Origin of the sequence: Thermoflexus hugenholtzii JAD2 (assembly GCF_900187885.1) — a bacterium.
GTDB classification, from domain to species: Bacteria; Chloroflexota; Anaerolineae; order Thermoflexales; family Thermoflexaceae; genus Thermoflexus; species Thermoflexus hugenholtzii.
Genome location: NZ_FYEK01000027.1, coordinates 134604 through 147712, shown reverse-complemented (window position 1 = coordinate 147712; position 13109 = coordinate 134604). Strand labels below are relative to the sequence as shown.

The 13109-nt window shown below is 67.7% G+C and carries 11 protein-coding genes; 8 read left to right on the top strand and 3 right to left on the bottom strand.

Features of this window, described 5'->3' with window-relative positions; genetic code table 11:
- The first annotated feature begins 365 nt into the window (after nucleotides 1-365).
- From CFB18_RS06910 to CFB18_RS06900, 3 genes are all read left to right on the top strand, one after another.
- Entirely contained in the window at nucleotides 366-1634 is a 1269-nt protein-coding gene (locus CFB18_RS06910; protein WP_088571067.1) for a Glu/Leu/Phe/Val family dehydrogenase, read from the top strand.
- Nucleotides 1635-1726: 92 nt separating this feature from the next.
- Nucleotides 1727-3070: a Glu/Leu/Phe/Val family dehydrogenase gene (locus CFB18_RS06905; protein WP_088571066.1), complete on the top strand. Its 1344-nt coding sequence runs from the start codon at nucleotides 1727-1729 to the stop codon at nucleotides 3068-3070.
- A 503-nt stretch (nucleotides 3071-3573) separates the two neighbouring features.
- Entirely contained in the window at nucleotides 3574-5085 is a 1512-nt protein-coding gene (locus tag CFB18_RS06900; RefSeq protein ID WP_088571065.1) for a proline-rich domain-containing protein, read from the top strand.
- A 51-nt stretch (nucleotides 5086-5136) separates the two neighbouring features.
- On the opposite strand, the gene CFB18_RS06895 is transcribed toward CFB18_RS06900, so the two are convergent.
- From CFB18_RS06895 to CFB18_RS06885, 3 genes are read right to left on the bottom strand one after another with little or no spacing between them, the layout of a single operon-like run.
- Complete coding sequence (locus CFB18_RS06895) at nucleotides 5137-5922, bottom strand: TIGR01458 family HAD-type hydrolase (RefSeq protein ID WP_088571064.1); 786 nt, start codon at nucleotides 5920-5922, stop codon at nucleotides 5137-5139.
- Nucleotides 5919-7052: a tRNA guanosine(34) transglycosylase Tgt gene (gene tgt / locus CFB18_RS06890; RefSeq protein WP_088571253.1), complete on the bottom strand. Its 1134-nt coding sequence runs from the start codon at nucleotides 7050-7052 to the stop codon at nucleotides 5919-5921. Before tgt ends, CFB18_RS06895 begins: the two co-directional genes overlap by 4 nt.
- A gap of 44 nt (nucleotides 7053-7096) precedes the next feature.
- The gene (locus tag CFB18_RS06885) at nucleotides 7097-9445 is read right to left on the bottom strand and encodes a PEP/pyruvate-binding domain-containing protein (protein ID WP_088571063.1); all 2349 of its coding nucleotides are present in this window, start codon (nucleotides 9443-9445) and stop codon (nucleotides 7097-7099) included.
- A gap of 642 nt (nucleotides 9446-10087) precedes the next feature.
- Between CFB18_RS06885 and def the strand changes: the two genes are divergently transcribed.
- From def to CFB18_RS06860, 5 genes are all read left to right on the top strand, one after another.
- A complete protein-coding gene (def, locus tag CFB18_RS06880; protein WP_088571062.1) occupies nucleotides 10088-10600 on the top strand; it encodes a peptide deformylase in 513 nt (170 codons plus the stop codon).
- Nucleotides 10601-10618: 18 nt separating this feature from the next.
- Nucleotides 10619-11188 (top strand): Uma2 family endonuclease, encoded by a 570-nt coding sequence (locus CFB18_RS06875; RefSeq protein WP_088571061.1) that lies wholly within the window; start codon nucleotides 10619-10621, stop codon nucleotides 11186-11188.
- Nucleotides 11189-11203: 15 nt separating this feature from the next.
- Nucleotides 11204-12151 (top strand): thioredoxin-disulfide reductase, encoded by a 948-nt coding sequence (trxB, locus tag CFB18_RS06870; RefSeq protein ID WP_088571060.1) that lies wholly within the window; start codon nucleotides 11204-11206, stop codon nucleotides 12149-12151.
- A 243-nt stretch (nucleotides 12152-12394) separates the two neighbouring features.
- Entirely contained in the window at nucleotides 12395-12568 is a 174-nt protein-coding gene (locus CFB18_RS06865; protein WP_088571059.1) for a Flp family type IVb pilin, read from the top strand.
- A 252-nt stretch (nucleotides 12569-12820) separates the two neighbouring features.
- Nucleotides 12821-12994: a Flp family type IVb pilin gene (locus tag CFB18_RS06860; RefSeq protein ID WP_088571058.1), complete on the top strand. Its 174-nt coding sequence runs from the start codon at nucleotides 12821-12823 to the stop codon at nucleotides 12992-12994.
- Nucleotides 12995-13109 lie beyond the last annotated feature (115 nt).

Sequence of the window (13109 nt, the reverse complement as noted above, 5' to 3'; positions counted from 1 at the left end):
GGCGCCACGCCTTCCATCGGGGTCCCTTCCTCACATCCCTTCCAAAGCCGCTGATGTTATAGTAATTCTTACCGATGGGGCTGTCAAGCATTCCGCGATCGCCCCGTCTCCCGAACGGGAAGACCCGGGGCGAGGCGATTCGCCGGGCGCGCCGGGTTGACGGAGCGGCCTCTTCCGGGTAGAATGAAAGCAGGCTGATTGGAGTTCCCGCACGGATCCCATGGGGTTGGGGAAGATCGTTCGGAAAGCGGACCGGAGGATCGCATACGGGGCCACCTCGCCCGGGGTGGCCCCGTATTATTTTCCGGGCCCTGCGATCCCGGAGACCCTACCCCATCTTCTATCTCCCAAAAGGAGCGATCGCCATGGCGGTGGAACAGATCAAGCCGGAGACCCTGAACCCCTTCGAGATCGTCCAGAAGCAGCTGGATGAGGTCGCCCAGGTGATCGGCCTGGAGCCCCACATCCACGAGATGCTCCGCTGGCCCAAGCTGGAGATCCAGGTGACCTTCCCCGTCCGGATGGACGACGGCTCGATCCGCATCTTCCGGGGCTTCCGCGTGCAGTATAACGACGCCCGCGGTCCGGCCAAGGGCGGCATCCGCTATCACCCTCAGGAGACCCTCGACACCGTCCGGGCCCTGGCGGCGTGGATGACCTGGAAGACCGCGGTGATGGACCTGCCCCTGGGCGGTGGGAAAGGCGGCGTGGTGTGCGATCCCAAGCATCTCTCCCAGGGGGAGCTGGAGCGCATCAGCCGCGCCTACATCCGGGCCATCGCCCCCTTCATCGGGCCGGAGCGGGACGTGCCCGCGCCGGATGTCTACACCAACCCCCAGATCATGGCCTGGATGATGGATGAATACAGCACCATCGTCGGCTACAACGCGCCCGGCGTGATCACCGGCAAGCCCCTGCCCCTGGGCGGGAGCAAGGGCCGGGAGGACGCCACCGCCCGCGGTGGCATCTACGCCACCCGGGAGGCGGCGAAGGTCCTGGGCCTGGACCTGAACGGGGCCACCGCTGCCATCCAGGGCTACGGGAACGCCGGCCAGCACGCCCACCGCCTGGGGACCGAGCTCCTGGGCCTGAAGGTGGTGGCGGTCAGTGACTCCCAGGGCGGGGTCTACAACCCGAAGGGGCTGGACTTCGCCGCCCTGTCGGCCTGGAAGCGGGAGCACGGGACCGTGGTGGGCTTCCCTGGGGCGGAGGCCCTCACCAACGAGGAGCTGCTGGAGCTGCCGGTGACGGTGCTCTTCCCGGCAGCCCTGGAGAACCAGATCACCGCCGAGAACGCGCCGCGCATCCGGGCCCGCATCGTGGCCGAGCTGGCCAACGGGCCGACCACCCCAGAGGCCGACCACATCCTCCACGACAAGGGGATCTACGTCATCCCGGACTTCCTCTGCAACGCCGGCGGGGTGACGGTCTCCTACTTCGAGATGGTCCAGAACGCCTACGGGTATTACTGGAGCGAGGCGGAGGTGCACCAGCGCCTGGACGAGAAGATGACCGCGGCCTTCCACGCCGTGCACGAGACGGCCCGGCGCTACCGGGTGCACAACCGGCTGGGCGCCTACATCGTGGCCATCGAGCGGGTGGTGGAGGCCATGCGGTTGCGGGGCTGGGTGTAAACTTCCATCCCGGCCCCGACGGTTCCCGGAGGGCCAGCATCGGCTGGCCCTCCGGAATTTATGGGCGATAGATCCATGCGCAAGGAGGGACTATGGAGGGCGATCGCATCGAAGCGCCGATCTACAGTCCATCCTACTCTTCTCCGGAGGCCATCCGGAAAGGGTTGCAGGCCTGGCAGGCCGCCCTGGCCCAGTTCGACAAGGCCGCCCATATCCTGGAAGCCTCGGGCCATCCCCTCAAGCGGGGGCTGATCGAGTTCCTGCGCCGCCCCAAACGGGAGCTGATCGTCAACTTCCCCGTCCAGATGGACGACGGCTCCATCCGCATGTTCACCGGCTACCGGGTGCACCACAACGCCGTCCGCGGCCCCACCAAGGGCGGCATCCGCTACCACCCGGATGTCACCCTGGAGGAGGTGCGGGCCCTGGCCATGTGGATGACCTGGAAGTGCGCCCTGGTGAACATCCCCTACGGGGGCGCCAAAGGCGGCGTGGCTGTGGACCCCAACGCGCTCTCCCCCCGGGAGCTGGAACGCCTCACCCGCCGCTACGCCACCGAGATCAGCCTGCTGATGCACCCGGGTGGGGACGTCCCCGCACCGGATGTGGGGACCAACCCCCAGATCATGGCCTGGATCATGGACACCTACTCCATGCACACCGGCTTCACCCAGCCCGCCGTGGTCACCGGGAAACCTCTGGAAGTCGGAGGGACGATGGGGCGGGTGGAGGCGACCGGCCGCGGGGTGATGATGGTGGTGGCCGAGGCCCTGAAGGTGAACCGCATCCCCATCGAGCAGGCCACCCTCGCCATCCAGGGCTTCGGGAACGTGGGCTCCTATGCCGCCCTCACCGCCCACCAGATGGGGGCGAAGGTGGTGGCTGTCAGCGACGTCCACGGCGGCGTCTACCACCCGAAAGGCCTGAACATCCCCCAGCTCGTCGAACACGTCCGTCGACACCGGACCGTAGTGGGATTCCCCGAGGGGGAGCCCATCTCCAACGCGGAGCTCCTGACGCTGAAGGTGGATGTGCTCATCCCCGCCGCCCTGGAGAACCAGATCACGGCGGAGAACGCCCCCTCCATCCAGGCCCGCATCCTGGCCGAGGGCGCCAACGGCCCCACCACCCCCGAGGCCGACGAGATCCTGATCGAGAAGGGGGTTTTCATCGTCCCGGACATCCTGTGCAACGCGGGCGGGGTGATCGCCTCCTACTTCGAGTGGGTGCAGGATCTGCAGTCGTTCTTCTGGACGGAGGAGGAGATCAACAGCCGGATGGAGCGGATCCTGAAGCGCGCCTTCTACGAGGTGCTGGCCAAGGAGGAGGAGCTCCGCCCCTACGGCCTGAAGCGCGGCGACTACCGCACGGCGGCCCAGGCCCTGGCCATCTGGCGCGTCGCCCAGGCCACCCTCATCCGGGGGATTTATCCCTGAGACCACCCCATCCCCCACCGACACCCGCCCGGAGGACGGCCTCCACAGGACCGCCCTCCGGGCGGGAACCGAAAGCGCTCACCTCTTCTCCGTCCGGAACCCCGAAACCGATCCGTTCCGCAACCCATCATTGGATCTCACCCGCTTGGGATGAAATCCATGACCGGCTGCTTCCTGCTTTATCGACGGGATGCCAGTAGCTGGAGGGGCGACCGGCTGGTCGCCTCTACACACGCATGACCTTGCCAGGGGCTAGCCGGTCATGCCGGGGTTCGAGTTCCGGCCTGCGCGGCTTGGTTTTCGCCGCTGCAGGGCCGCCCGCTGCCCCTGAAATCGATGAGAACAAAAGGGGCGGCTGCCGTGAATCCTTTATCCCTCCACCTCTAAAGTATCTAAAGTAAAAATTTCATAACTTAGGTTATATAATCCATAACCATATCCTTCGAGCAGCGAATAACGGTATTTCAGGTAGAAAGCGCATTAAAGTTGAGAGGAGGTGACCTATGCGGAGCACATGGTTGCGGCTGGGGCTCGTGATCGCCATCGCGGCCATCGCCCTGGTGGCCTTCGGCACCGCCATGGCAGCGGCCGGAAGCCCCTCCGGCCTCGCCGCCGTGGTCTCCGGATGGACCGGAGGCCGGGAGATCGCCCCACCTCGCGCGGATCCCCAGCAGGGCGAGGCCGGCACCTCGATTGCTGCAGACAAAACCGCGGAGGGCTTCTGGACCCACGTCATCACCTACGACTGGTCCCTCACCAAGTCGGCCTCCCCGGACGCCCTCACCCTCGCCCGCGGGGAGAGCGGGGAGGTGATGTATACCATCGTGGTAACCCGGGAGAAGGTCGGGGAGAGCGAATCCGCCGGCGTGCGCGGCACGATCTGCGTCACCAACACCGGGGAAGCGGCTACCGAGGGCCTGGCGATCACCGACATCGTGGAATACAAGAAGCCTCCAGATGTGACCGATTGGACCCCCTTCCTCACGGTGACGGTGGACATCACCGAAAAGCCGATCCTTGATCCGGGCGAGTCCCATTGTTATGACTACGAGATCCCCTTCACGCCGCTTGAGGGCGTCACCCAGTATCGCAACCGCGCCCACGTCACCATCACCAACCACTCCGGTCATCTCGGCGAGCCCTTCGGGCCGGAGCCGAAGGCGGGCTTCTCCCTGCCGGATTCGCCTACGGTGGTCGAAGTGGACGAATCCGCCTCGGTGAGCGATGAGGAGCACTGCCCCGCTGGCTTCACCTGCATGCCCAGTGAGACCGGGCCGTGGACCTTCCACGATTCCGGCTCCGTGTCCTTCCACAAGACCATCACCAACGAGACGGCCTGCGATGTGATGGCGGAGCTCCACAACGTCGCCACCCTGACCGAAGGGGACACCCACGAAACCCGCACGGCGGAGGCGGTGGTGCACCTGACGGCCCCACCGTGCCCGGTCGGCTGCGTCCTCACCTATGGCTTCTGGAAGACCCACCCGGATGCCTGGCCGGAGGGCTATTCCCCGGACGCCACCTTCTTCTCCAGCGGGAAGACCTGGATGCAGGTCCTCTGGACAGCACCTCGCGGGGACGCGTATTACATCCTGGCCCACCAATACATCGCCGCGGTCCTGAACGTGGCGAACGGGGCGACGCCGCCGCTGGAGGTGTCGGCGGTGATCGACGCCGCCACGGCCTGGTTCGGAAGCCACAGCCCCGGCGTCCCGGCCTCGTCGCCGGAGGGCCAGACCCTGATCCATTGGGCGGAGGTCCTGGCGGCCTTCAATGAGGGGAGGATGGGCGTCCCGCACTGTGAGAACGTGGAGGCCGGGCCGGCTATGCCGCCGAAGCAGGGCGGCGGGCGGCCGGAGACCCCGCCTGGGCTGGAGAAGCGGCCGGAGATGCCGCCCGGGCTGGAGCACCGGCCTGAGAACAAGCCTCACCAGGAGCAGCGGCCCGAGACCCCGCCCGGGCAGGAGAAGCGGCCGGAGACGCCGCCCGGCCAGGAGAAGGGGAAGGGCAAGTGAGCCTCGCGAAACGCCGGCGGGGGCGCTGACCGGGCGCCCCCGCCGGTTCGGTTACCCGAACCGCCACACGGGCAGCTCGGCCACGGAGCCCAACACGGCATCCGGGCGGATCGATCCCTCCAGGTCCGCCGGGCGGAACTTGCCGGTCCGCACCAGGACGCCCCGCATCCCAACCCCCTGCGCCCCGCCGACGTCGATCTCGATGTCGTCCCCCACCATCGCCACTCGCTCCGGCGGCACCTTCAGATCCTCCAGGATCAACCGGAAGAAGGCGGGATCCGGCTTCCCCAGGATGAGGGCCTTCCGCCCGGTGGCCTCCTCCAGGGCGGCGACGAAAGGACCGACATCCAGCCGGAGCCCGTCCGCCGCCCGCCAGTAACGGGTTCGCCCCAGGCCGATGAGGCCGGCGCCTTCCTCCAGGATCAGCCGGAAGGCCCGGTTCAGGCGTTCAAAGGTCCAATCTTCCCCCAGATCCCCTACCACCACGTAATCGGGCCGTTGGTCATCCTCCGGGACGCCGGCGAAGTCCTCCCGCGCGCCCTCCGGCACCAGCAGGAAGGCCCGGGCGCCCCGGGCCCGCAGGAAGCAGCCCGCCGCCCAGGGCGGACTGTAGATCTCCTCCGGGACGGCCGGGAAGCCCATGCGGTTCAGCCGCTCGGCCAGGGCCCGGCGGCTGCGGGTGGTGGTGTTGGTGACGAAGCGGACCGTCACCCCATGCGCCCGGAGGGCCCGCACCGCCTCGGCGGCGCCCGGGATCGGTCCCTCTGCGGTGTAGAGGGTGCCGTCGAGATCGAGGAGGACCGCCGCGATCTCCGGGGCCCGCGGCGCGGCGCTCATCGGTCAGCCTCCTCCGGGGCCAGGGCGGCGTGGGCCTCCAGGACGGCGGCCCGGAACTCCGCGAAGCGCCCCTCAAGGATGGCCTGCCGCATGTCCTCCATGAACCGGAACATTGTGTAGAGGTTGTGCAGGGTGGTGAGATACATCGCCAGGGGCTCCCCGACGTTGAACAGGTGGCGCAGGTAGGCCCGGGAGAAGCGCCCGCAGGTGGGGCAGCCGCACGTCTCATCGATGGGCCGGGGGTCCTCCGCGTAGAGGGCGTTGCGCAGGTTCAGGCGCCCCGTCCGCGTGATCGCCGTCCCGTGGCGGGCCACCCGGGTGGGCATCACGCAATCGAAGAGATCCACCCCCCGCGCCACCGCCTCCACGAAATCCAGAAGGGTCCCCACGCCCATCAGATAACGGGGCTTCTCCTCCGGCAGCAGGGCGTCCATGAGCTCCAGGACCCGGTAGGTGAGGGCCTTGGGCTCGCCCACCGAGAGCCCGCCGATGGCGTAGCCCGGGAAATCCAGGCCGATCAGGAAGCGGGCGCTCCGGGTCCGCAGGTCCTCAAAGACCCCGCCCTGCACGATGCCGAAGAGGGCCTGATCCGGGCGGGTGTGGGCCGCCCGGCAGCGCTCCGCCCACCGGTGGGTCCGTTCCAGAGCTCGCACATTGTAATCGTAATCCAGGGGAGGCGGGCACTCGTCCAGACACATGATCAGATCCGCCCCCAGGTTCTCCTGGATGCGGATCGCCTTCTCCGGGGTGAAGCGGTGGAGGGAGCCGTCCAGGTGGGAGCGGAAGGTCACCCCGTCGTCGTCCACCTCCCGCAACCCCTGGAGGCTGAAGATCTGGAAGCCCCCGCTGTCGGTGAGGATCGGGCCGTCCCAGCCCATGAAGCGGTGCAGGCCGCCCAGGCGGGCGATCCGCTCATCCCCGGGCCGCAGATAGAGGTGATAGGTGTTGGCCAGGATGAGCTTCGCCCCCAGAGCCTCCAGGTCCCACGCCGGCACGGTCTTGACCGCCCCCTGGGTGCCCACCGGGGCGAAGCACGGCGTCGGGATCCGGCCGTGGGGGGTGTCCAGGAAACCGGCCCGCGCCCGGCCGTCCCGGGCGAGGAGGGTGAATCGGATGGGCTCCGCGCGCATCGTCTCGTCCCCCGAGCTCTGCCAGGGTTCCGGCTGGGCCGATCTCAAGCACCCGGATCCTCCACCTTCGGCCCCAGGTAGGCCATGGCCTCCTCCTGATCGCCGTCCATCACCAGGTGGAGATACCGGCCGCCGGCCACGGCGGGGATGTCGATGACCTTCACCACCTCCGCGTGGGAGGCCTCCTCCGGCAGCAGCGCGGCGAGAACGTTGGGCGCCCGGAGGAAGAAATCGGCCCGGAAGGCCGCCCGTTCGTCGTCCGGGCTCAGGGCCAGGGGATAGATCTGCGCCTCGATGAGGTCGCGGAAGAAATGTGTGCCGTAGGAGGGCTCAGGCGACCCCTGGGCTCCCCGCAGCCCGATCTCCACCAGCGCCCGGGCATTGTAGATGTCCGCGTAGCCCACCTTCACCCCCAGATACGGGTTCACGCTTCCCCAGCGCCCGGGTCCGATGAGGATGAACCGCTCCCCTGCCAGCCGGCGGTTCAGCCGCCCGATCACCCGGGCGATCTCCAGGCGGGCGCTCAGCTCCGGGATGCGGGTGTAGGCCATCGGATCCACGTAGATGACGTAGCGGATGTTATACACCGCCCCGTGGGGCACCATCTGATACGAAGCGAACAGGATGTCTTCTTCCGGGACGTCCCGAGGGATGCGGGGACGGGCCGCTTGCTCCCGATCGGTCTGCGGGCGGCACTGGAGCAGCCGCAGCATCGGGCGGGGCGGCCGCCCGCCCTCCAGGAGGACCGCGAACTCGATGTCCACCGGGCGGCCGTAGTGGCGCTCCAGCTTGCGCAGCACCGCCCGCATCAGCGGCGCGAAGTCCGTCTCCTGGAGCAGGCGGTCGAAGGTGAGGACCAGGGCGCGGGGGTCCACGTGGCGGCCGATGAGAGGCTGGAGGTAGTCCCCTTTATGGACTGCGGCGAGGTAAGCCAGGCCGGGGTAATCCCCCTCCAGCACCTCGTGGACCCGCAGGGTGCGGAAGGCGTTCTCCTCCAGGTCGATGACGTCGATGAAGTGCTGGGCGTAGCGGGCGATGGCCTGGGGGTCCTTCTCCGGGCGCAGGCCCGGGTGGCTGAGGGCGACCATGCGGGGGTAATCGTGGGCCACCCGCTCCACCGCCCGGGTGCCCAGGCCCACCACCATCCGCATGAAGCCGTCCTCCCGCCGGATGCGCGGGCTCCAGCGGAAGGGGTTACGGGAGTAGGCGACCCCCGCGACGGGCGGGAAGAAGTAGCGCCCGTAGCGCGTCCCCTCCACCTTCTGGAGCAGGATGGCCATCCGCTCGTCGTAATCCAGCAGCCCGACATGCCGCCGGTAGATCAGAGGGTCCGGGTGGAAGACGCTGGCGTAAACCCGTTTGATGGCCGTCAGCAACGCCTCCAGGTTCTCCTCCAGGGAGCCCTGGTTGGGGCAGAAGTGGCTCTCGTATTTGCCGGCGAAGGAGGCGCCGAAGTTGTCCTCCAGGAGGCTGGAGGACCGCACGATCAGGGGATGCGGTCCGACCTCCCGGAGCAGGTCCCGCAGCCGCTGGACGAACCAGCCCGGAAAGCGTCCCGCCAAGAAGGCGTGCTGCACCTCGGGGAACTCCGCTCGGATCTCCTCCTCGGGCTTGTATTTCTGGTTCAGGTAAGGGAGCAGCCCGTTGCGCTCCATGAACTCGTAGAAGACGTCCGCGCCGATGAACCAGGAATCCGGGATGCCCACCCGCTCGGCCAGGGGGAAGGGATCCTCCGGGTCAGGGGCCTGGAGCACCCGCCAGGCCAGCATCATCCCCGCCGCCTTGCCCCCGATCTTGCCCTGCCCGATGCGCCGCTCGTAGATGGCCCGCAGGTCCGCCGACGTGAAATGCTCCCGGGCGATGCCAACGAAGGCCAGCTGATCGCTGATGATGCTCTTGATGAGCACCACGCGGATCTCCTTCAAGTGGGGGAGCACCGCCTTGCGCTGCTCGGGGGGCGCCGCCTCGTAGGCCTCGGCCTGGGCGAAGAGGGCCTCCACCGGGGCCAGCTCCGGGTTGAAGGTGAGCACCGGGCGGTGCCCCGGCGCCCGCTCCTCCAGCACCGAGCGGACGATCTCCACGAACAGGCTGTGGGGGAGGTTGTAGGCGAAATAGAACTCCGTCAGCTGGTCCCGGATCTGGGCCAGCCGCTCCTCCCATTCCTCCGCCGACTCCTGGCCGAAGGGATCGGTGAGCCCCTCCAGGCGCTGGGAGATCAGGGCCTTCTCCCGGACCTCGGCTTCGAAGGCCTCGGGGGTGATGATGCCGCGGGCGAACAGCTCCTGGCGCATCCGCTCCCGGATCCGGCGGGCCAGGATCGGGTAGCGGAGGATCTCGAGATGCAGGGCCAGGGCGGGCGGCAGATGCCAGGGATACCCACGCTCCCCATCCATCGGTAGCGTCCCGAACCGAGGGGTTTCGAAATAGGAGCATACCGCGGGGGCGGCGAACGGTCAAAGACGGAAGCCGAAATTCATTTCGGCCTGCCAGCAGCCTACCAGGGCCTCACCGGTCGCGGCGGGCCGTCCACAAATAGAGACACGAACACACGAATGCCTCCGACCAAGGGCGAATTCCTTCGGCGTGCTCCGCGCCCCGCGTTGGCCTTTTCACGCCGATTGAAATCGGCCTTCAGGGGCGCTGCGCGCCACGCGTCGGCCTCCGCCGACGTAAAGAACGCCTTCCCGGTCGGCGCAGGTCGACCGTCGGCCGAAGGCCTTCGCGCCGATTGAAATCGGCCTTCCAAGGCGCTGGCGCGCCCAGCGTCGGCCTCCGCCGACGTAAAGAACACTCTTCCGGTCGGCGCAGGCCGACCGTCGGCCGAAGGCCTTCCAAGGCCGAATTCATTCGGCGCGCAGGTCAACCATCGGCCCAAGGCCTCCCCAGGCCGAATTCATTCGACCCCGCGGGATCGCAAAAATGAGGGGACTCCGTTTAAAATGAGAAGACGCGCGGCGGGACGACCGGGCTCCCGGGGTGTCACGCGCCGCGGGGATCTGCATCTAATCCGCATGGGACCAGGAGGGAACGAACCGATGGCGGTGCGGCCGATCGTGATGGCGGATCAGCCCATCCTGCGGCGGAAGGCCGAGCCGGTGACGCGGATCACCCCGGCCCTGCGCCGCCTGATCGCCGACATGGTCGAGACCATGCGGGCGGCGGAGGGGATCGGGCTGGCCGCCCCGCAGGTGGGGGAGCCCCTGCGGGTGATCGTCGTCGAGGTCCCGGAGGACGAGGAGGTGCCGGGCAGCGGGGTGCTCTACACGGTGATCAACCCGGAGATCGTCGAGGCCTCCCCGGAGATCGCGGAAGGGGTGGAGGGCTGCCTCTCCATCCCCGGATGGTACGGCTGGGTCCCCCGCGCCCGGTGGGTCATCGTGCGCGGCCTCAACCCGGAGGGGCGGCGGGTCCGCATCCGGGCCGAGGGGCTGGTGGCCCGGGTCTTCCAGCACGAGATCGACCACCTGGACGGCATCCTGTTCCCGGACCGCATCCAGGATCCCACCAAAATCTGGCGCGCCCAGCCGGTCCCGGAGCCGGTTTCCTGAAACCGAAAGGGGGAGAAGATGGCGCGCGCGATCGCCGAGGGCCTGCGGTTCGAACGCTACGAGGACTTCCGACGGTGGACGGAGACTCAACCGGGCTACTGGATCCTCGTTCGGGGGGTGCCCATGCCGAGCCCATCGCCATCCCGAAGGCATCAGGAAATCTCCCTGCGATTGGAGCTCCTGCTCGTCGAGGCGGTGCGTCGAGCCGGCATCGGATGGGTCTACGACGCGCCGCTGGACGTGAAGCTGCGGGAGGACACCGTCTACCAGCCCGACCTCCTGGTCGTCCTGAAAGAGCACGCGGACCGCCTGCGGGAGACCCATATCGAGGGGGCGCCGGACCTCATCGTGGAGATCCTGTCCCCCTCGACGGCCCATCTGGATCTGCTGGAGAAGCGCTACGACTACGCCCAGGCCGGGGTGCAGGAGTACTGGGTGGTCGATCCGGACACCCAGCGGGTGGAGGTCTACCGGCTGGAGGGGGAGCGGTTCGTGCTGGCCGATACCGCCCGGGGGAAGGGTCGGGTGCGCAGCGGCCTGATCCCGGGCCTGGAGGTCGACCTGGAGGACTTGTTCCGAGATCTATGAGGACGGAGGGTCACGATGGAGAACCTGATCATCCTGGGCGCGGGGCCGGCGGGGCTGACGGCGGCCCTCTACGCGGCGCGGGCGAACCTCTCGCCGCTGGTGATCACCGGCAACAGCGTCGGCGGGCAGATCGCCACCACCGACCTCGTCGAGAACTTCCCCGGCTTCCCGGAGCCCATCGGGGGGGCGGAGCTGGCGGAGCGCATGAAGCAACAGGCCGAGCGTTTCGGCGCCCGCTTTGAGTTCGACGAGGCCATCGAGGTGGACTTCCGAGGGCATCCCTTCCAGATCCGAACCTACGGAGGGGAATACCAGGCGAAGGCGGTGATCGTCGCCACCGGGGCCACCCCGCGCCGCCTGAACGTCCCGGGGGAGCAGGAGTTCTGGGGGCGCGGCGTGTCGGTGTGCGCCACCTGCGACGGCTTCTTCTTCACGGACAAAGAGGTGGTCGTGGTGGGCGGGGGCGACAGCGCCTTCCAAGAAGGCCTCTTCCTCACCCGCTACGCCCGCCGGGTGACCATCATCCACCGGCGCGACCAGTTCCGCGCGCAGCCCATCCTGCAGGAGCGCGCCCGCCGCAACCCGAAGATCGGGTTCATCACCGACACCATCGTCACCGCCATCCTGGGCGAGGGCCGGGTGCGGGCGGTGCGCCTGCGGAACGTGAAGACGGGGGAGGAGCGGGAGTTCCCTACTGATGGCGTCTTCATCTTCATCGGCTACGAGCCCAACACCGCCCTGTTCCGGGGGCAGCTCGAGCTGGACGAGGCCGGCTACATCCGGGTGAACGAGCGGCTGCACACCAGCGTCCCGGGGGTCTTCGCCGCCGGCGAGGTGCACGACCGCTGGTTCCGGCAGGCCATCACCTCGGCCGGCTTCGGGGCCATGGCCGCCATGGAGGCCGAGAAGTTCCTGGCCGAGCTGGAGCACCGAGGGGTCCCCACCGCCGCCACCCCCCGCTGAACGCGACCCCGCCGGGGCGGGGCGGATCCCTCACCCGCCTCGCCCCCACTTCCCCTCCACCCCTCCGATCTCCCCCGAGTCCATCCGCAAGCCTCACCTTCACCTTTAAGAGAGCTTCATAGATTCTCTTAAACTCCATTCGGTTAAATCATCTTAACCTGGCATATTAGGACCAAAGTCCTATTCTCCGGAGCGTGTTTTGAGCGTATATTTAAGTGAGAATTCTGAATCAGGAGGTGTGCGATGGTCCGGTTGCTTCAAGCGTGGCTGGGGTTGCGGGAAAGGGGCCAGGCGCTGGTGGAGTATGCCCTGATCCTGGTGCTGATCGCCATCGTGGTCATCGCCATCCTCACCATCCTGGGCACCCAGGTCAGCACCGTGTTCTCCTCCATCGTCAGCGGCCTGCAGGGTTCGTAAAGCACCCCTTCTCCTCCCCAAGGGCCGGGATCCTGTTCTCATGGCGGAACGGGATCCCGGCTTGGGTGGGGACGCTCTCCCGGAAGCGCTCCCACTTTTCCAGGCAACGGAGGGCGCGATCGCCAGGATTCTAAAAATGGGCACACCGCGAGCCAACAGGCTCTCAACCCCCCATGACCAAAGTCCTACTCGCCTCCGGGCGCGAACGGCTTACACTATGGGTCAGAAACCTTAAACCCAAGGAGGTGCGTGATGGTCCGGTTGCTTCAAGCGTGGCTGTGGTTGCGGGAGAAGGGGCAGGGGCTGGTGGAGTATGCCCTGATCCTGGTGCTGATCGCCGTCGTGGTCATCGCCATCCTCACCATCCTGGGCACCCAGGTCAGCACCGTGTTCTCCTCCATCGTCAGCGGCCTGCAGGGTTCGTAAAGCACCCCTTCTCCTCCCCAAGGGCCGGGATCCTGTTCTTCCAACGGAACGGGATCCCGGCCTTTCTGTCCATGATCCCAGGTAGAATGACAAAGGCACCTCACGAAGCATGGAC